The organism is Algoriphagus taiwanensis (genome assembly GCF_036245645.1).
Taxonomy (GTDB): Bacteria; Bacteroidota; Bacteroidia; order Cytophagales; family Cyclobacteriaceae; genus Algoriphagus; species Algoriphagus taiwanensis.
On record NZ_BTPE01000009.1, the window covers coordinates 165,395 to 183,628 of the forward strand.

At 44.8% G+C, this 18,234-nt stretch carries 16 protein-coding genes and 2 tRNA genes; 3 read left to right on the forward strand and 15 right to left on the reverse strand.

Going from position 1 to position 18,234, the window contains the following annotated elements; all coding sequences use genetic code 11:
* Positions 1 to 10: 10 nt before the first annotated feature.
* The 3 genes from AAA938_RS13570 to AAA938_RS13580 form a co-directional block, all read right to left on the reverse strand.
* On the reverse strand, positions 11 to 781 hold the full coding sequence (locus AAA938_RS13570; protein WP_338229283.1) for a helix-turn-helix domain-containing protein: 771 nt from the start codon (positions 779 to 781) through the stop codon (positions 11 to 13).
* 98 nt (positions 782 to 879) lie between these two features.
* Positions 880 to 2,376: a calcineurin-like phosphoesterase C-terminal domain-containing protein gene (locus tag AAA938_RS13575; protein WP_338229284.1), complete on the reverse strand. Its 1,497-nt coding sequence runs from the start codon at positions 2,374 to 2,376 to the stop codon at positions 880 to 882.
* 50 nt (positions 2,377 to 2,426) lie between these two features.
* Positions 2,427 to 3,443 carry an alkaline phosphatase D family protein gene (locus tag AAA938_RS13580; protein ID WP_338229285.1) on the reverse strand — a complete coding sequence of 339 codons (1,017 nt, stop codon included), beginning with the start codon at positions 3,441 to 3,443 and terminating at the stop codon, positions 2,427 to 2,429.
* Positions 3,444 to 3,668: 225 nt separating this feature from the next.
* Between AAA938_RS13580 and AAA938_RS13585 the strand changes: the two genes are divergently transcribed.
* Positions 3,669 to 5,273, forward strand: a complete 1,605-nt coding sequence (locus AAA938_RS13585) for an amidohydrolase family protein (RefSeq protein WP_338229286.1) — start codon at positions 3,669 to 3,671, stop codon at positions 5,271 to 5,273.
* Positions 5,274 to 5,301: 28 nt separating this feature from the next.
* Here AAA938_RS13585 and AAA938_RS13590 read toward each other — a convergent pair whose 3' ends face one another.
* From AAA938_RS13590 to AAA938_RS13610, 5 genes are all read right to left on the reverse strand, one after another.
* Entirely contained in the window at positions 5,302 to 5,643 is a 342-nt protein-coding gene (locus AAA938_RS13590) for a zinc ribbon domain-containing protein YjdM (protein ID WP_338229287.1), read from the reverse strand.
* A gap of 44 nt (positions 5,644 to 5,687) precedes the next feature.
* Positions 5,688 to 6,542, reverse strand: a complete 855-nt coding sequence (locus AAA938_RS13595) for a PIG-L deacetylase family protein (protein WP_338229288.1) — start codon at positions 6,540 to 6,542, stop codon at positions 5,688 to 5,690.
* Positions 6,539 to 9,952: a HEAT repeat domain-containing protein gene (locus tag AAA938_RS13600; RefSeq protein ID WP_338229289.1), complete on the reverse strand. Its 3,414-nt coding sequence runs from the start codon at positions 9,950 to 9,952 to the stop codon at positions 6,539 to 6,541. Before AAA938_RS13600 ends, AAA938_RS13595 begins: the two co-directional genes overlap by 4 nt.
* A gap of 181 nt (positions 9,953 to 10,133) precedes the next feature.
* Positions 10,134 to 10,205, reverse strand: a tRNA-Glu gene (locus AAA938_RS13605).
* Between the two features lie 75 nt (positions 10,206 to 10,280).
* Positions 10,281 to 10,352, reverse strand: a tRNA-Glu gene (locus AAA938_RS13610).
* Between the two features lie 184 nt (positions 10,353 to 10,536).
* Here AAA938_RS13610 and gap point away from each other — a divergent pair.
* Positions 10,537 to 11,565 carry a type I glyceraldehyde-3-phosphate dehydrogenase gene (gene gap / locus AAA938_RS13615; protein WP_338229290.1) on the forward strand — a complete coding sequence of 343 codons (1,029 nt, stop codon included), beginning with the start codon at positions 10,537 to 10,539 and terminating at the stop codon, positions 11,563 to 11,565.
* On the opposite strand, the gene AAA938_RS13620 is transcribed toward gap, so the two are convergent.
* Genes AAA938_RS13620 through AAA938_RS13645 form a run of 6 tightly spaced genes read right to left on the reverse strand, consistent with a single transcriptional unit; the run spans position 11,546 to position 15,931 of the window.
* Positions 11,546 to 12,604 carry a VOC family protein gene (locus AAA938_RS13620; protein ID WP_338229291.1) on the reverse strand — a complete coding sequence of 353 codons (1,059 nt, stop codon included), beginning with the start codon at positions 12,602 to 12,604 and terminating at the stop codon, positions 11,546 to 11,548. The two genes, gap and AAA938_RS13620, sit on opposite strands and share 20 nt — an antisense overlap.
* A complete protein-coding gene (locus tag AAA938_RS13625) occupies positions 12,597 to 13,301 on the reverse strand; it encodes a TIGR04283 family arsenosugar biosynthesis glycosyltransferase (RefSeq protein ID WP_338229292.1) in 705 nt (234 codons plus the stop codon). The genes AAA938_RS13620 and AAA938_RS13625 overlap by 8 nt, the downstream gene beginning before the upstream one ends.
* Positions 13,298 to 13,930: a DUF6134 family protein gene (locus AAA938_RS13630; RefSeq protein WP_338229293.1), complete on the reverse strand. Its 633-nt coding sequence runs from the start codon at positions 13,928 to 13,930 to the stop codon at positions 13,298 to 13,300. Before AAA938_RS13630 ends, AAA938_RS13625 begins: the two co-directional genes overlap by 4 nt.
* Complete coding sequence (locus tag AAA938_RS13635; protein ID WP_338229294.1) at positions 13,927 to 14,547, reverse strand: TIGR04282 family arsenosugar biosynthesis glycosyltransferase; 621 nt, start codon at positions 14,545 to 14,547, stop codon at positions 13,927 to 13,929. Before AAA938_RS13635 ends, AAA938_RS13630 begins: the two co-directional genes overlap by 4 nt.
* Entirely contained in the window at positions 14,547 to 15,599 is a 1,053-nt protein-coding gene (gene arsS, locus AAA938_RS13640) for an arsenosugar biosynthesis radical SAM (seleno)protein ArsS (RefSeq protein WP_338229295.1), read from the reverse strand. Before arsS ends, AAA938_RS13635 begins: the two co-directional genes overlap by 1 nt.
* The gene (locus tag AAA938_RS13645; RefSeq protein WP_338229296.1) at positions 15,599 to 15,931 is read right to left on the reverse strand and encodes an arsenosugar biosynthesis-associated peroxidase-like protein; all 333 of its coding nucleotides are present in this window, start codon (positions 15,929 to 15,931) and stop codon (positions 15,599 to 15,601) included. The genes arsS and AAA938_RS13645 overlap by 1 nt, the downstream gene beginning before the upstream one ends.
* 303 nt (positions 15,932 to 16,234) lie before the next feature.
* Between AAA938_RS13645 and AAA938_RS13650 the strand changes: the two genes are divergently transcribed.
* Positions 16,235 to 16,870 carry a peroxiredoxin gene (locus AAA938_RS13650; protein WP_338229297.1) on the forward strand — a complete coding sequence of 212 codons (636 nt, stop codon included), beginning with the start codon at positions 16,235 to 16,237 and terminating at the stop codon, positions 16,868 to 16,870.
* A gap of 63 nt (positions 16,871 to 16,933) precedes the next feature.
* Here AAA938_RS13650 and AAA938_RS13655 read toward each other — a convergent pair whose 3' ends face one another.
* A complete protein-coding gene (locus AAA938_RS13655) occupies positions 16,934 to 18,232 on the reverse strand; it encodes a TRAP transporter large permease (protein ID WP_338229298.1) in 1,299 nt (432 codons plus the stop codon).
* Positions 18,233 to 18,234: the final 2 nt, after the last annotated feature.

Below are 18,234 nucleotides of genomic sequence, written 5' to 3' on the forward strand. Positions count from 1 at the left end.
TTTTTTGATTTTATACCAACTCCTTCCCTGACCAAGAAAGGCTAAATTCCCAATCTTTAGTCTGACAATTATCCGAGACATTGGGAGTCGTGCAGGTTTGTTGGGTCCCGGAAATTTTGACCCCTTCTCCGGATTCCAATGGGACTATATCCTTGGCGTAATCATTGAAGAACTCTCCATAGGTCTTCTGCCACAAAAATTCCCCATTTTCATCCACTTTGATCAGGAGAATATCATAATTTCCCTGCCCAAAGGAGCTCGTAGAACCGAGAACCAAAAAGCCTCCATCGGACACAGGCAAAACAGCCACAGCTTTGTCGTAGCTGGAACCACCAAAGATTTTTTGCCAGAGGATTTCTCCGGTATCGGATTTTAGCGTGACTTGAATATCGCATTCTGATGCGGTACCGCAGTTGACCGTGGCAATCGAAACTGGAACATCTTCAAGAAGAGAGTCTTGAGGAGAAAGACTGCTCCATCCCCATAGGGAGAGAACCAATGCGACAGAACCGAGAATAAGGGCTGGAAAGTGTGTGGTGATGAGGTTCATAAATTTTCGTTTGAAGTGTTGAAAGATATTGGATTGACTTTCGGTCAGCTTTGATGAAAAGTCCTCTCCGAGCACTTCCTGCACCTTTTTCAAAGTGAAGAGACTCGGAGATGATCCATCTTTTTCCAATCGCTGAATAGTCCTTTCGGACAGTCCGCAACGCTCAGCTAATTCGGCTTGCGTCCAGCCTTTGGCTATTCTTAATTCTCTGATTTGCTTTCCTACAGCCACTTCACAAATTTTCTATGAACAACTCAAACTATTTACGACAAGGACCTGACACTTTCCTGACTTTCACCTGAAAGTCCTTTAACCAGTCAGAAAAAAACTCAGCCCATCTTCTTGGAATAGATATTTCCAAACCTGTCTTTGGCTTCAACCACCAGATTGGAGTCCGATTCGGGCTTGAAGAAAAACATATGGTCATTCAACTGTGGCTCTACCCACTTCCTTCTTGATGGCAATTCCGGTCCGGAGTGTAGGGAAATACTTAAAGGATCCAAGGCCATGATTTTATCAGGCTGCCCTTTTTTGATTCCATTTTCATACCATGAAATTTCCCAAGCCGGATCATAATTCCAGCAATTCAAGGAATAAAAATCGGGAAAATCAGGATGCTCACCTTTAGAATACACTCTAAACTGCTCGGAGATATCCAAGCCTGTCCCTTTGTATTTCCATTTCAATTCCGAGCCTTTGGCCTCATAGATTGCATATCCACTTGGAGTACCATCATAGCAAATCGGTCCTGACCACCAAGCCCCACAGACTGTACCGTGACAATGCTCATAGACGTGACCGTTGATCATGTTGTCATTGAAATGAGTATGTCCCGACAGAATATGAACCTGATACCCCTCCAAGAGTCGATAGAGATGCTCCCGATTGCTCACGGTGCCTCCCAGAGTATCTCTGTCAGGATAGCGTTGCACCGCCCCGGTATAGGTTGGGATATGCAAGGCGACCACCACGGTAGTTCCTTTTTCTACCTGCATCAAATCCTGCTCAAGCCAAGCTAGCTGCTCCTCAGGAATATAGCCTATGTATTTGGACCCTGTTCCTAGGTAAAAAACATCATCCAAGACCACATAGTGGATTTCCCCTCTATTCCAAGAATAATAGGTCGGCCCAAAATGACCTTTGAAGGTATCGGTAGTTCCTTCATCTGACCTCACCCCAAAGTTCATGTCATGATTTCCGATGACTTGGAAAAAAGGCACGCCATAGGAAGCCACCGATTCATTGTATTCTTTGAATAGCTCCAGGCGATCATATACCAAATCCCCACAGCCAATTCCAAAAACATTGGGATCATTTAATTCAGTCAAGGTTTTCCTGACGTCCGGAGCGGCCACATTCAGCAGCTGTCCGGCTTCGTATTCATCTTGAATTTGGGTATCCGAAAGCAGCAAAAAATGGTGATTTTCGTCAGATGAAGCCGTTTTTTGCAGATCAAAACTGATTTGCTGCTCCTCCTGGTTTTTATTGATTCTTTGAAAAAAAGAAGAAGAACCATTTCCCTGTTTGGGAATTTCAAACCCGGAAGGAAGCGAAACAAAAACAAAATCACGATCCGAGGAGGAATTCAAACTATATTCTCCCGAAGAATTGGTCCAGACTACACTCCTTCCATCCGAAACAGCCACCCGATAAAGGCCCTGGCCTGAAGTAGTCACCCGACCTCTAATGCGAATCGGACGAAAAAGAGAGGGAAGATTCTGAAGGGAAATTTCCTTTTGAATTTCTGCCAAAACGGGATTTCCCAAACTCACCCAGCCCAAAGAGGCCAAGCTCAAGCCTTTGATGAATTCTCTTCTTTTAAACATGAATTTGTCGGTTATGTGGTCAATTTAAAGCGTAAAATTTTTCAGCTACCTCAGTTAAAAGGGATTTTCTGTGTGGCATAGACAGCCCCGTTCTCCCCTTTTACTTCAAAAGTTATTTCTTGCTTTGCCCAATCAATGCTGGCCAGACCATAATTCAGCTTGGCAATCAGCTCACCAACTCTATACTGATTTGGCTCCTCCGCTATTCGACTCCAGGTATGGGTCAGGCCGCTAGATGTAATCTCATACAACCCCTTGGGAAATCTGGAGTCAGTCAACTTCATCACCTCAGCAATATGCCGGTCACCACTGAGTAAAATCGGAGTTTTGGCTCTTGAAGCCGCTATTACATCCAATAATCTCTCACGCTCTTTGGGAAAATTGGCCCATTTCTCATAAGCATGCTCAGTTGGCAAAAATTGAATCCCGGAAGCAATCAAATTGATTTTGGCTTGGCTTTCTTTCAGCTCTTTTTCCAGCCATTTCCACTGGGCTTCCCCCAAAACTTCCCCATCTATATTGGGCTGATAGACCCCATCTACACGCTCCAGGGTATCCCTGAAGTAGCGGGCATCCAGCAGAATAACTTTCACCTGCTGCTCACCGGAGCCGAAAACATGAGAAGAATAGGCGCCTTCCCGCTTTCGCTCAGGAGCATTGGCGGGAACTTCCAAAAAATCAAACATAAGGTCTCTTGACTCCTTCTTTTGGGCAAAAAACTTTCCCGCATCATTTCTACCGTAATCATGGTCATCCCAAACTCCGATGATCGGCACAGACTCTTTCAGATTGGAATACTCCGGGTTGGCATTTTGCCTGGAATATTTTGCCCTGAGCGTATCCATGATGGGAGAATCCCCATAAATATTGTCTCCCATCCAAACCCAAAGGTCAGGCTGATCAGCAAGAATTGGATTCCAAAGTGGCTGTGGGGCATCTTGCCTATTACAGGACCCAAAAGCTATGCGTGTGATCTCATTTTGGGAGGAAGTTTCCTTTTGAGTTTTGCAAGAAAAGCAGGCTGCCAAGATTAGGGCAGAGAGGAAAAAGATGGGTGTTGATTTCATTCGATGACTTTTAGCTAGTGGAAAATGGGAAGAATGCGGGGGAAAATTTCGGCCACAGATCAAATTTATCAATTTCTTAATGCATGAAAGCCCTTCAAAAAACCTGAATCGAACTTGCAATTCCCTCTATTTATCAGGAACTTATATCGATTATTCTCCTTAAGAAATCTCTTTGATTTTCAAATTTTAAGCAGCTTATCCTTTTTCAACCCAACCTAATTCATCATGAAAAGAAGATTTTCCGATCTGCATTGTCACAATCACATGAGGGCACATTTTCACATGCAGGAAAAGCAAAAGAAGTTTGCCCGAAAGGGTGAGTTTAGTCCTTGGACGGTCATTGCCTCCAATTCAAAAAATAAGGATAAGGGGAAAATGGGAGCCAGCTACAGTCAGATCGACTTGGTCAAATGCTGGAACTCCAACCTGAGACTTACTTTCAATTCCCTCTACCCTTTGGAGCGGCAGTTTGTGATAGGAATGGATCCGAAAATCGGGGAAGATAAGTGGTACAATTTCCTGGCTAGAGGGATCTTGGGTCACTCTGGAATCAAAAGAGACCTTCTTCAGACCGCCTACATGAGAATTCCCGACAAAGTAGTCGACTTCTTCCAATCCAAGCAGTACGATTATTGGGAATCTCTCAACAGGGAAAAGGACTTTGTATTGATGGACTCCGGCAGGCGGATTAAAAAAAATGAAATCCATGTACCTCAGGCGCTATTCGGCGACAAAAAAGCAGCAGAAAAGCGCGCCAAAGCAGAACCGGAAGTCTATGTGGCAGAAAATGCCTGCTATCGAATTCCAAAAGACAAAGCCGAGCTGAAAAAATCACTGGCTGACGATTCAGAGATCACGATGATCCTCACTATCGAAGGGGCGCATGCCTTGGGAACGGACCGACTTCGATACGTGCAGGACATTTCGGATCGGGTTCAGTTCATCAAAAAGATGTGGGAAGCGCCGGTCTTCTTCATCACGTTTGCCCATCATTTTGACAATCACTTATGTGGTCATGCCCATTCGATCCCGGGCATGGGAAAAGTTCTGATGAATCAGAAAAAACACATGAATGAGGGTTTCCGGAGAAATGGAAGAAGGATCATCCGGGAAATGCTGGGGCTAAACAGCCAATTTGAAAAAGATCCCGAGCTAGGTTACAGAATCCTGATTGACGTCAAGCACATGGCTGCCCGATCAAGAATGGAATATTACGAGATGGTCAAAACCTGTATGGAGAAAGGTGATAGTATCCCGGTGATAGCATCCCATTGTGGCTATTCTGGTATGGCCTCTCTGGAGGAACACATCAATTGCGAGAAAAAAGAAAAAGACGACTACTGCGATCCGAGCGGAAAATTCAACGCCTGGAATATCAATATGTGTGATGAGGACATTGAGATGATTGTGAAGACGGGGGGATTGTTTGGAATTTCTTTTGATCAAAGAATACTGGGGATCACCAAATCCGATTTGAAAAACAACCCCAAGCGCAACGGAATTCGGCTGATTTGGGAAAATATCGAAGGAATCGTTTTGGCGGCCTACTCCAGCAAAAATCTAAGCGAGGAAGAAAAACCGAATATCTGGAAATGCATCACAATCGGGACGGATTTTGAAGGCTTAATCGACCCGGTTGACCCCTATCCTACCTCCCTTCACTACGAGCAAATGGCCAATAATTTGGTATTTGAAATCGATCAGGCAAGGAAGGATCAGAAGGCAAAGCACTTGGCTCATTTCAAATCCAGAGAAGAAGTAGAAAAATGGGTGGATGATTTCTGCTATAATAATGCTGAAGCATTCGCACTCAAAAATTATCCTGTTTGATTGATATTCAAGACACGAAGGGGGGTGTTCAAGCCTTCTTTACAAACTCAGATTTGAGGGCCATCGCCCCAAATCCGTCTATCTTGCAATCAATATTGTGGTCTCCTTCGACCAAGCGGATATTCTTTACTTTGGTACCTGCTTTTATGGCTTTAGGAGCTCCTTTCACGGGAAGATCTTTGACGATAACGACTGTATCTCCATCTGAGAGCACATTGCCGTTGGCGTCTTTTACAAGCCCTTCGGGTGTTTCGTTTTCATTTATTTCTTCTGGATTCCATTCCAGACCACATTCCGGACAAGCTAAAATCTCCCCTAATTCATAGGTGTATTCCGAATTGCATCTGGGGCACGGTGGCAATTTTTCCATTTCCAAAAGTAACTGATTTGGCAAAATGCCTGTCTGAAATGAAATTATTTTACCTCGTGAAAGTACTCCCTGTCAAAAACCCTGGAATACATCCATACCGGAACCCGGTCATGAAAGGGCATTAGGTCTTTGAGCACCTTCTTTTGGCTCTCATGAGCATTCATTACTTCCAATACCTGAGGAAAATGTTCCTGGGTCTTCACTGAAAAATCCGGTTTCGGTAATCCCTGAGAAGGGTCTTCCGGGTAGTTTTTATTGAAACTGGAAGAAAGCTTCATGGCTACTTTGATCTGCTTGGAGCAAAGCGTAACCTGAAATAGGTTTTGAGGTTTGAATTGGGGATTGGATGAGTTTTCCTGAAAGACTTGCTCCACAGCCAAACCGGACAATCGATGATCAGGATGGCCATAAAGCCCCACTTTGGAATCATAAGTAATCAGGACATCCGGCTGAATTTGGTCTATCAAATCTGAAACAATCCCTTTCAGAGAATCCAAACCGATCGCAGACAAACCGCTGTCCGGATAATCCAACAGGTGAAGTTTCGAGGCTCCAATCAGATCAGCCGCTTCTTGCATCTCTTCAGAGCGGATTTCTGCCAGGACTTCCTCATCCTCGATGCCTGAAGATTTGCCTTTTTCCCCTTTGGTCAAAGTGGCAATTCGGATTTCATGCCCGTCTTCTTTTAGCTTCATTAGGGTTCCTGCCACAGTCACTTCATCATCTGGATGTGGAAAAAGTGCCAAAATCACCTTTTTTGGCGCTTTTTCTACCAAATTCTCTCGCTGGGTTATTTTAGGATCATGCAGTTGCTCTTTAGCAAAAAGAATCAGCATCCATGGTGTAAGCACAATGATGACCAATAATATCCCTAAAGTAACAAACAGCAGCTTTTTCATTCAGTACTCAATAAGGTGCTCAAATAGGAAACCAAGTCTCTGATTTCACGCTTGCTCAATAAGCCCCCCATGGCAGGCATGCTGGATGGGGCCAATTGAGAAGATTTGATATCTGCTTTTGAAATGGTTTTGTCCTCCGAACCTACTCTAATTTGAAAATCCTTTTCATTCTCCTCAAGCAAGGTTCCGGTCACCTTTTCTCCGGAATTCATCTCCAAAGTCACAAAACCATAACCCGGTGCCAGCCTTTTGCTAGGCTCTACCAAGGCGATGAGTAATTCCTCTCGGGACAGCTTTCGGCCTATCCCATCCAAAGGAGGTCCAGCCGTGCCTCCCATATCCGTGTAGGCATGACACCGGATACACTGTGCTGTTTGATTCTCGAAGAAAATGGATCTGCCCAACCGTACATTCCCCTGTGCCAAAGCTCCTGAATATTTCTTCCACTCTTCTCCCCCGGCTTTGGCATCCAATGCAGCTGTAAATTGCTTTTTGAGTTCCTCAGAACCGGTCTGCTCTATAGCCTCTTCCAGTTCTATCCAAGTTGCTTCCGGCATTTTCCCGGCTTCAAAATCACTCAGAAACGTCTTCCAAACCGGGAAAGATTGGCTTCCTTCCAACCCTGCCAAGGTCAAAAGACCCGTTTGCTTCTCGGGGACAGTTTGGTTTTGGATAATATCAGTCAATAGCTGCACCTTCTGATCGGAAGGAAGGTCCAGCTCCGCCAAGTAGCTTAACCCGGCAACTCGAACGGACTGAGATCGATCTTTCATCGCAGAGGAAATCGCCTCTCCCAACTTATCCGAATTCAAAGCAACCAAGGCATCCAAGGCTTGTATTTTCACCCCGTCAGAAGGGTCTGATTTCAATTTGAGCAAAAGCAAATCCTGAGCATCTTTTACTCCCAATCTTCCCAAAGCCTTGGCCGACTCCATTCTCAAGCCTTCGGCAGGCTGATTGATCTGAGAGATGAGCACCGGTTTCACCTGATCGCGGATCAATGCAGGATCTCTTTCGACCACACCTCGATATCGACCATCTACCCGGTCAACCAAGGAGGGTTTTGCCCAAGTACCTATTGCTGCAAGCGTCTCCATTCGAAGTGGTTCGGATATTCCGGGCTTCCCTAAATAAATCAACAGATGGTTCAGGTTTTCTACATTTCCCAATCGCTGATTGGCGCTGATTGCTCTTCGGATCAAAGCCTCATTTTGGAAGTTAGTAGTGCTAAGTAGGGCTCCCAAAGCAGGCATAGCCTCTGGAATAGAAAAGTCGTCATGGATTGCTCTTGCAGCTTCAGTCACCACCAATTCATTGGAATCGTCCAGGAATCGAACCAGTTCGGGAGATTCCATTCTTCTTAAGGCGACAACCGCTCCCAAACGAACAGCAAAGGAAGGATGAGCGGAAAGTGCCGCTACAGGCTCCACCTGTCCAATTCTAGCCAAAGCCAAAGAGGCTGCATGGCGGATGTAGGCATCTTCATCATTGTTGGATTCCAAAAGCGAAATCAAGGGCTGTACAGCCTCCTGATTGCTGCTTCGTCCCAAAGCTTCTGCACTGAAAAAGCGGACTCGGGAGTTTTCATCCTGAAGCCCAGCCATCAATTCTTTCCCCGCTTTGGAATATCGGATATCACCCAGCCATTTGGCAGCCTGGGCACGGATTTCTGGATCTTTGTCTTTCAGCAAAGGCACAAGTGCATCTGCAAAGTCCATTTTTTCCATTCTTGCCAGCTGACTCAATCCCACGATGGCGTGTACTCTTGCCAGCTGATTGCTTTCGTCTTGGATCACTCTTGCAAATACTTCCCCTCCCTTTTCTCCTCTTCGGGCCAGTTCAAATTGAGCTTTTCTCCTTACTCTCAGGTCTCCGAAATAGAGTTTAGTCTCCAGCTCTTTCTCGCTGAGCTTTTTGTAATCAGCTTTGATTTCGGCTTCCGTCTGCTTTTGCAATTCCCAACCTTTGGCTGTTTCATCTGTCAATCTCCAGATCCGTCCATAGTTTTTGTCATTCCATCCAAATATCCAGTCTGCCAGATACATGGACCCATCAGGAGCGAAATCAATTCCAGTTGGTAAAAAATTACCTATTACCTTTTCGGTTTTGGTCATCTCGAAAGAAGCTCCCTTTGGCTGAAGCTGAAAGGCATGCAAGCCTGAAGTAGAAGGATTACCGACAAACTCCACCACGAAAAAGTGGTCTTTCCAACGCTCACCCAATCCTGTACCCGGATTGAAAAGCATTCCTGTGGGTCCATTGATGTAGTTTTGGATACAAGGAGTGATGTAGGCCGCCTGTCCTTCCCATCGAGGAAGGTACAGCTTCTCGTCCATCCAGACCTTGTAGGTATTATTATCCGGATCTCTGTATTTTCCAAACTGCCAGTTGATCCTCCAGCCTGTATCTGAGCCATTTGTCAGGTAGACCAAGCGCTCGCTTTCCCCTCTATGATCCCCGTCATTGTCCACTGAGATCAAGTTGTTGTACTGATCAAAAACAAACTCGTGGGTATTTCTCACCCCCATGGCAAAAATCTCAAAGTCACTTCCGTCTGGATTTGCCCGGGCAATCACTCCCCGGTTGGGATACTTCCACTCGGTACCGTCAGGTCCTTTTCCATTGAAGCCAATATCCCCTATTCCCCAATAAATTCTCCCGTCAGGTCCCATTTCAATTCCTGACATACCATGTGCCCCAAAACCGATGTGGATTCCATACCCATAGGACAGAGATTGCTTCTCGTCCATGATCCCATCCCCATTTTTATCCATCAACCTCCACAAATCGGGACCGGCTGCCACAAAAAGAGCATCCTCAGTTTCCATCAGCCCTCCTGCCACATCAGTCACCTCCTCATGAAAGTCCTGAACCATCAGCTGAGACCAATCTGCAAATCCATCTCCATCCGAATCGCGAAGCTTATAAACCTCATTTTTCTCCACCAGCATATCTCTCCAGTCGTGGCTTCCATCCCCGTTGAGGTCAGTCAGCCAGGTGTTTTCTGAAGATCGCTCAGGGGAAAGCTCCTCTCGGAGAAATGCCCGCTTGTCATCTATATTCTGAAGGGAAATGGAGCGAATCTCCCAGGACTGATGTCCCCGAATATCAAATTCAGCGGTATTTCTTCTCGGTGAGCGGGAATAAAGAATATCTCCCTGATCATTTACCTGAATGGAAATCGGGTCTTTGACCAAAGAATCCACCGCCCAAACCTCGAGCTTGAGTCCTTCGGGTAGGATTGGGTTTACAGATGTTTTGGCACTTTCTACTAAAGGAAGAATCTGATCCTTGGTCAGGGTATGAATCCGGAGGTCCACTTCCTCCTGCTTTTTACATGAAAAAAGTACAAGAAGGATTGCTAAAGCAGGAAATGAAGAAAACCGAAAAGGAAAATAGGCTTTGGGCATAACTGTTGGAATTTTGAAACAGAAAAATAGGAAAAAGGCAAATATTCCGCTTGCCGTTGATCAAAATGCCGTAAAAAACAAAAATCCCGATCAAAGACCGGGATTTTGTTCACTTTAACCACTAACAACCATAAAACAAAAATAAGTTAAGACTACTCGGTGATTGAGCTTGACGTCTTAGTAGTCCGTACGGGAATCGAACCCGTGTTTTATCCGTGAAAGGGATACGTCCTAACCCCTAGACGAACGGACCATAGAATGGTGAAAAATCAAACTGATTTACGAAGAGAATAAAATTTCATAAATCAATGCAAATCAGGATGTTAAGTAGTCCGTACGGGAATCGAACCCGTGTTTTATCCGTGAAAGGGATACGTCCTAACCCCTAGACGAACGGACCATTTTTTTATTGAAAAACGTGCTTTTTCAAAAGGTTGTGCAAATATAGCGGGTCAAGTTTACAAAGCCAAAAGTGCTGCAAAAATTTCTTTGGAAAATGGTTAAATCACTGAACCAAAGCCCTAAAAATTTGCTTGAATTACCATCAAGACTTTTAGCTAATTTCGTCCCGGAATAAAAACCCAATGAACTCAAGCTTACCCAAAATTCGAGTGGCCATCAATGGTTTTGGCCGGATAGGCAGATATACTGCCAAATTGCTGTTGGACAATCCCCAGTTTCAGCTAGTGGCTATCAATGATTTGGCACAGCCCGATTCGATCGCTCATTTGCTGAAGTACGATTCCATTCACGGAAAGCTGGAAAAGAAGGTCGGACTGTCCCTACCCTATCTGACTATTGACGAAGAGCAGATTTTGCTGCTTTGCCAGGCTGATCCCATCCATCTTCCTTGGAAAGATTTGAACATCGATTTGGTATTGGAATGTACCGGGCGATTCACCCATCGAGAGGGTGCAGAAAAACACGTACAAGCTGGGGCCAAACGAGTCATTATCTCAGCCCCGGCAGCAGATGACAGCATTCCTATGGTTGTATTGGGAGTAAACGATTCCATATTGACAGGCAAGGAACCCATTGTTTCCAATGCCTCCTGTACAACCAATTGCCTTGCCCCAATGATCAAAGTGCTCCATGAGCGCTTTGGAGTAGTCAAGGGATACGCTTCTACGGTTCACTCCTACACCAACGACCAAAACCTCCACGATGCCCCCCACCGCGATCTAAGAAGGGCCAGAGCCGCTGCATATTCCATTATCCCCACTACGACCAATGCAGGAAAGGCATTGGACCGGGTGCTTCCCGCTATTTCCGGCCGAATTGAGGCCTCTGCGATGCGAGTACCCGTACCTGATGGGTCCTTGACCGATTTGATTGTGGAGTTGGAAAAGTCTCCGAGTGCAGAAGAAATCAACCAAGCCTTTCGAGATGCTGAGCAAAACGGAATGAACGGAATCCTACAGGTGGAATCGGACCCAATTGTATCCATGGATATCATTGGAAATACTCACTCCTGCATTCTGGATGAAGCCCTGACTTCAGCAAAAGAAAATTTGGTAAAAGTAGTAGGCTGGTATGACAACGAATCTGGCTATGCCAATCGGCTGGTAGATTTGGCCATCAAACTTGTCTCAATTAATCCTTCACTCGATTAAGGGCTAGCATCTTTACCAAAAACACAGGAAGGTTTTTCTTTGGATTTCGGGATTTAAGCTGGAGGTACCAGTTGAATTTTTCAAAAATCGGCACCTTATGGGTTTCTACCATCTCGATCAATGTGCCATCTGCATCTTCCAGATAGCAAAAATGGCCAGATGCTTTTCCCATATCGAAACTATATTCACTATCAACTGTGAATGGATAGCCGGCATGGGAGGCTTTGGTCTTTAAATCATGCATCCCATTGACATCCAGGCAGCAATGAATAAACCCTAAATCGCCCCAAAATCGGTCTTCAAAGATCTTTTTGGGAGTACCGTGGAGCATTTGTACCAATTCAATTTGGGCTGTACAAAGCAAGGCTCCGAATGCACCGGGATTTTTACCCGACATTGACAACAGACACCGACGGGAAACCACATCATTGCCTCCCCAAGCTTGGGAAAATTCTTCCTCTTGGTATACCGATTTTTCAAATCCCAAGACCTTTTGGTATAAACTAAGGGAATGCGCTAAGTCCCTTACACCGATGCAGACCCCCATCACTCCTCCATGAAGGTGCTTTCCAGAACCAAACCAAGAGTCTGATTCACGGATTTCGAAGACATTGGAAAAAGGGTCACGAATAAAAAAACTCCGGGTTCCGTCCGGATGCATCAAAATGGGAGTAAGAAGATTGGCACCGCATTCTTTCAACCATTCTCTGGACTTTCGGACATCTCTTGTCCTGATTTTCACAGCGAAAATCCCCAAATCACCCCATGTCACAGTTCCAAAAAAAGGCTGAGGTTCCCGACTGGTAAACTGCCATATCTCAAAGCCTCCACCTCCTTGCATATTCATCGCCAAAACAGCATGCCGAGAATGGACTTCATCCCCGGTGTAGGATTTCATCAAGCGAGCCTCCGCCTTATCCTGAAAAATAGGGACATCCATCCCAAAGGCTTTCCGGTACCATTTCCACGAAGTCTCCAGGTCCTCGACACCTATTCCGACTTGCTGGATTCCGTTTAGCTGATACCTATTTTCATCCATGGTTGAGATATTTACCGTAGATCTCTTTTAATGATTGTGGGGATCGACCGGCATGAAACAACAAGAAAACAAAAAGATTGACCAATTGAACTCTCAACCAAGAATTGTTTTCGTATTTCCTCGCAGAAACCCGGATGGATTTTGGAATGATGTAAAATGAAGCCTTTTTCTTTATCCTTCTAACCAAATCAAAATCCTCCATTAGGCAGAAATCATTGTTAAAACCGCCTAATTCTTTAAAAAACTCTTTGGAAATGAATAAAGTCTGATCTCCTCCCCCGGAAAAAAGACCATTAAAGCGCGTCGCCCAGCTGTTGATTTTGAGAAGGAAATGGCTCGAATCAAACTGGTATCTATAGCAACCCGCCCGAAATCCCCTCAATCTGGCCTCCTGAATATCCATAGCAAAACTGGGAAGAGGCCGAGTGTCTGCATGAACAAAATATAAGGTATTGCCTCCTGCTTGTTCAGCACCGAAGTTCATCTGCTTCGCCCGGGATGCCTCCTTCAACTCCAAAACTTTTGCCCCCAAAGCTCTGGAAACGGCAACACTTTGATCGAGACTACCCCCGTCTACGACAATTAAATCCTCCACAAACTCTCCACCAAACTTTCGAATCAAAGGAAGTAATTCTCTGAGATTAGCCTCCTCATTCAACACAGGAATAATCACCGAAAGCCGAAGTACATCCTTCATTTTACTCTTCTGATTTGGTAGTTTTTGATTGGATTCTCAAGTACGATTTTCTCCAGCTTTCCGGATTGATAGTAATACCGATTAGCATTTCCATTGATCTCAATCTCATAGACACCGGGTTCGATTTCTTTGATTTTTTGGGAAAGACCATAAACCTCTGATAAAAAGATATCTCCATCCTGAGGCTCTTCAAAAAAGAGTTTGGTACTGCACCAGGCTATAGGTCCGGGCAGAGGTGTTTGATTTTCAAACTCATAGGTTTGGGCATTTACCCGGTATTCTTCTCCCCTCCACCAAACCTCAGAATGAAAATCACCCCGATTGGTCTGGCTGGAAGATTTTGTATTCACGATATAGTTTTTCTCAAAATGGGACTGAGTCAAAAAGCTTACATTCACTGAGCCAAAAAACCAAAACTTAACCTGGCTATTGGCCTCATATAGCATAGTACCTTCCGCTTCTTTCACTTTTTTGGCTTCTAAATCCCCGATTTTTATCCCTAACACCACCACCTCAAACTGGGCAATCTCAGCCCTTTGAGCATGACACTTCGAGCCCGAAAAGGAGAACCAAACCAACATCCCCAAAAAGAAGAAATGGGATATTATTCTTTGCCGAATGCACTTCATTCCCAACCGATTCTTTCCTTCCAAACCGGAGACTTGTCCAGTAAACTTTTCAAATCCTCTTCAGTATCCAAATCACTAAGTGAGATTATCAAGCTGGTTTTCAGACGAAAGGCTTTTGCACGGGCAAGGGTTTCTTTCAAAACCGAACTCGTACTCCAGGCTATCGACCGGAACAATTGAGGGTGGAAAGCCTTAAGTCCTAAAAGATAATATCCCCCATCTTCTGCCGGCCCTATCACCACCTGGTTTTCTTCCAATTGCCTTTCTGCCTCCAAAAGGATATCCGAGCTGAGTTCTGGGCAGTCAGTCCCGATAATCATCGCCTTGGAGTAACCCAAAGAAAAGATATCGCTGAAGGCATTTTCCATTCTTTCACCCAAGTCCATCCCATGTTGCAAGCACGCCCGAAAAGCGGAGGAATCGATCCGCTCCGGAATGAACGAGGAATAGTAAACATAGAGATCAAAGCCGGACTTTTCAGCTTCTTGGAGTGTCAGTTGGATCAAGGCACGATAGATTTCCAGCGCTTTTTGGTCACCGATTCCAGCAGCCAGCCTGGTTTTCACCTTTCCGAGTTCGGGATTTTTCTGGAAAATCAAAAGGGCGGTTTTTTCCATCAGGCTGTTGCTCCTCCACAGCTAGAACCGGCACCCGCCGTACACCCGAAACAATGATTGTTGATTTGAATCGACCTTTGGAGAAGAGACGCAGAATTCCACTCTGCGATATGCTGGGAAGCTCCTTTTTCTACTTTCATTTCCAGCATTTGATTGAAATCGCAATCGTAAAGGTACCCATCCCAGCCGATCGATAGGGTATTTCGGCACATTACCCCTGCCGCAGCTGAAGGATTATAAGAATCCACGAGCTTTTCCATGTATCCTTCATAATTCTCAGACCGAACCAAATATTCCAAAAATCTGGAAATCGGAATATTGGTGATGGTAAAAAGCGAATTGAAATGAATACCGTAGCGGTCTAAAAGCTTCTTTTTGAATTCCTTTTCCAATTCGCTTTGATCTCCAGGAAGGAAGGCTCCGGCTGGATTGTAAACCAAATTCAAAACCAAATCAGAATTTTCCATACCGTAGCCAACGGCATTCAGTCTTTTTAGTGCTTCGAGGGATTTGTCAAAAACCCCATCTCCCCTTTGCGAATCAGTTCTGCTTGCTGTGAAATAAGGCAAAGAAGAAACTACCTCTACCCGATTGGTTTTGAAAAAATCGGGTAAATCATGAAATCTGGGATTGGCTAGGATGATGGTTAGGTTGCATCTGACAATGATCTTGATATCCGGCCGGGAGCTTCGAATCTCCTCTACCAGCCATCTAAAATCCGGATTCATCTCCGGAGCGCCTCCTGTCAAGTCTACCGTGTGGAGACTTGACTCAGACTTGATCACCCGCAGGCATTCCAGCATGGTTTGCCGAGTCATGATTTCTTTTCTGTCCGGACCGGCATCCACATGACAATGCTTGCACACCTGATTGCACATTTTGCCAAGATTAATCTGGAAAATCTCAAGTTGGGTAGGCTTCAAGGGAAAAAGACCCGAGGCCTCCAAATGTTCAGCAAAAGATACTTCCCGTCCAAAGACCGGTGACTCAAGGACATCGAAGGCTCCTTTAGGATTGGCTAATGAATGATTTAAAGCTTTTAATGACTTCATCACATGGACAATTCCTTGATTTTATTCATCATTTGGGTTCCGTGGACCAAGGATGCTCCTCCGCGGATGGCCGCTGCTACATGTACTGCTTCCATCATTTGCTCTTCGTCACAGCCTTTTTCCATAGTATCGACAGAGTATGCATCGATACAGTAGGGACATTGGATAGCATGGGCTACAGCAAGAGCAATAAGGGATTTTTCACGTGCAGTAAGCGCACCTTCTTTAAAAACCTCAGCGTAATAAGCAAAAAACTTATCTCCCATCGCTTTTTGAAGCTCGGTGATGTTGCCAAATTTTTTCAGATCTTCTGGATTGTAGTAGGTTTTCATTGGATAGTTTGTTTAGAATTTAAATACGAATTATAGGTTGGATTTAGATTGTGACATTGCCAAAAAAGCTAAATAATAAACTATTGAAAAAGCGTTTTTTGAATAATGGAAGCTTAAAAAATATCAAAAAAGTCAAGTGATTGACAATTTGATTTTTACCAATTCCCACACCTGAAATGATTTTTTTTGGGTTAAAAACCCAAAGATCAGCCATTTAAAAACGAATCCCTGTTTTGATTTTTCCTAAAGAAGAAAAGCCTTATCTTTACCCTATTATTTCTATAGACTTTAAATATTATTCAAATGAGTTTACGACTAGGAGACATTGCCCCGGATTTCAAAGCAGAATCCACAGAAGGAACAATTCAATTTCACGAATTTCTTGGAGATAGCTGGGGTATCTTATTTTCACATCCGGCAGACTTTACCCCGGTTTGTACCACAGAACTAGGCGCTGTGGCAAAACTTCGTGATGAGTTTGCCCGGAGAAATGTAAAGGTAATTGCCCTGAGCGTCGACGGCTTGGAAAGTCATAAAAGCTGGATAGGAGATATTCAGGAGACGCAAGGCACAGCGGTGAACTTTCCCATCATTGCCGATCATGACAAAAAAGTATCTGCTTTGTACGACATGATTCACCCCAATTCCAATGAAAACTTCACCGTTCGCTCGGTATTTATCATCGGACCGGACAAAAAAATCAAATTAACCATTACCTATCCAGCCAGTACGGGAAGAAACTTTGATGAACTGCTTAGGGTGATCGACTCCCTTCAGCTTACGGCAAATTACTCAGTGGCTACCCCTGCCAATTGGAAACATGGAGAGGATGTGGTCGTAGCACCTGCTATTCCAACTGAGGACATACCCTCAAGATTTCCGAAAGGACATAAAATCATCAAACCTTATTTGAGAACAACTCCTCAACCTAACCTATAAACCGAAAAAGGCTGTCCGATCAAAGACAGCCTTCTTTTTTATTTCTCAATTTACCTTGAAGCCCTAAATCAAATCAAATAGACGAGGAAGGAAAAGCGTGATTTCTGGGAAAATCATAATCAAAGCCAAAGCCACAATCATAGCCAGGAAGAAAGGAATCAATGGGCGAATGACCTGAGTCAGGGAAATCTTCGCGATAGAAACTCCCACAAAAAGCAGAGAACCCACCGGAGGAGTACACAAGCCGATACAAAGGTTCAGCACCATCATGATTCCGAAATGGACCGGATCAATTCCCACTTTGGTCACTACAGGAAGAAATATCGGAGTGAAAATCAAAACGGCCGGAGTGATATCCATAAACACTCCAACGGCTAGAAGAATCAGGTTGATCAGGATCAGAATCACCCATTTGTTATCACTCACATTCAGCATAAAATCGCTGATCATCTGAGGAATATCCTCAGCCGACATCACCCACGACATACTCATGGAAGTGCCGATAAGCAGCAATACCACCGCAGTAGTTTCCGAACTTCTGACGAGAATTCCGGGTAGCTCTTTGAGCTTTAACTCTCTGTATGCAAAGGAAAGTACCAAGGTGTAAACTACAGCGATTGCGGATGCTTCTGTAGCAGTAAAAACTCCGGCAACAATCCCCCCGATCACCACAAAAAGCAAAAATAAGCTAGGCAAAGCTCTCCAAAAAGAGGTGCCCAATTCTCCCAAGCTGACCGACTCTCCTCCTTTGATCCGGTGTTTTTTGACAAAAATGGCAGCACAGACCATTAGTGTGAGACCGAGCAGTAAGCCGGGCAGGTAGCCTGCTACAAACAGGGCTGCAATGGACACTCCCCCACTTGCCAGGGAATAAATAATCAGAATATTCGAAGGAGGAATAATCAAGCCTGTGGTGGAGGAAGTAATGTTAACGGAAGCTCCCAATGTCTTGGGGTAGCCTTCTTCGTCCATTCTTTTTCCCAAAATACTGCCTATGGCAGATGCGGCGGCAGCAGCTGAACCGGCAATAGCCCCAAAGAGCATCGCCGCTATAATATTCACATACAGCAATCCACCCGGAAGCCTCCCCGTTAGACCTTTGGCAAAATCAATCAGTCGGTTAGCAATCCCTCCCCGATTCATGATTTCTCCCGCCAAAACGAAAAAGGGAATCGCCAAAAGCGCAAAACTATCCAAGCCCGTAGCCATTCTTTGAGCTATGGTAGTTGAGGCCGGAAGCGCTGACACGGTAATCAGCAAGGTGAAAAAGCTGGAAAGACCCAAACTCCAAGCTACCGGAACCCCCAAAACCAGAAGGGTGACAAAACTTAAGATCAAGATGACAATACCGATCCACTCCATGA

Bases quoted from the DNA above. Each gene is read 5' to 3' on its own strand.
- AAA938_RS13575 (WP_338229284.1), bottom strand. From the start codon at position 2,376: ATGTTTAAAAGAAGAGAATTCATCAAAGGCTTGAGCTTGGCCTCTTTG.
- AAA938_RS13590 (WP_338229287.1), bottom strand. From the start codon at position 5,643: ATGGAAAAATTGCCACCGTGCCCCAGATGCAATTCGGAATACACCTAT.
- AAA938_RS13620 (WP_338229291.1), bottom strand. From the start codon at position 12,604: ATGGATGAAAATAGGTATCAGCTAAACGGAATCCAGCAAGTCGGAATA.
- AAA938_RS13585 (WP_338229286.1), top strand. From the start codon at position 3,669: ATGAAAAGAAGATTTTCCGATCTGCATTGTCACAATCACATGAGGGCA.
- AAA938_RS13595 (WP_338229288.1), bottom strand. From the start codon at position 6,542: ATGAAAAAGCTGCTGTTTGTTACTTTAGGGATATTATTGGTCATCATT.
- AAA938_RS13635 (WP_338229294.1), bottom strand. From the start codon at position 14,547: ATGGAAAAAACCGCCCTTTTGATTTTCCAGAAAAATCCCGAACTCGGA.
- AAA938_RS13645 (WP_338229296.1), bottom strand. From the start codon at position 15,931: ATGAAAACCTACTACAATCCAGAAGATCTGAAAAAATTTGGCAACATC.
- AAA938_RS13650 (WP_338229297.1), top strand. From the start codon at position 16,235: ATGAGTTTACGACTAGGAGACATTGCCCCGGATTTCAAAGCAGAATCC.
- AAA938_RS13630 (WP_338229293.1), bottom strand. From the start codon at position 13,930: ATGAAGTGCATTCGGCAAAGAATAATATCCCATTTCTTCTTTTTGGGG.
- AAA938_RS13580 (WP_338229285.1), bottom strand. From the start codon at position 3,443: ATGAAATCAACACCCATCTTTTTCCTCTCTGCCCTAATCTTGGCAGCC.
- arsS (WP_338229295.1), bottom strand. From the start codon at position 15,599: ATGAAGTCATTAAAAGCTTTAAATCATTCATTAGCCAATCCTAAAGGA.
- AAA938_RS13600 (WP_338229289.1), bottom strand. From the start codon at position 9,952: ATGCCCAAAGCCTATTTTCCTTTTCGGTTTTCTTCATTTCCTGCTTTA.
- AAA938_RS13655 (WP_338229298.1), bottom strand. From the start codon at position 18,232: ATGGAGTGGATCGGTATTGTCATCTTGATCTTAAGTTTTGTCACCCTT.
- gap (WP_338229290.1), top strand. From the start codon at position 10,537: ATGAACTCAAGCTTACCCAAAATTCGAGTGGCCATCAATGGTTTTGGC.
- AAA938_RS13625 (WP_338229292.1), bottom strand. From the start codon at position 13,301: ATGAAGGATGTACTTCGGCTTTCGGTGATTATTCCTGTGTTGAATGAG.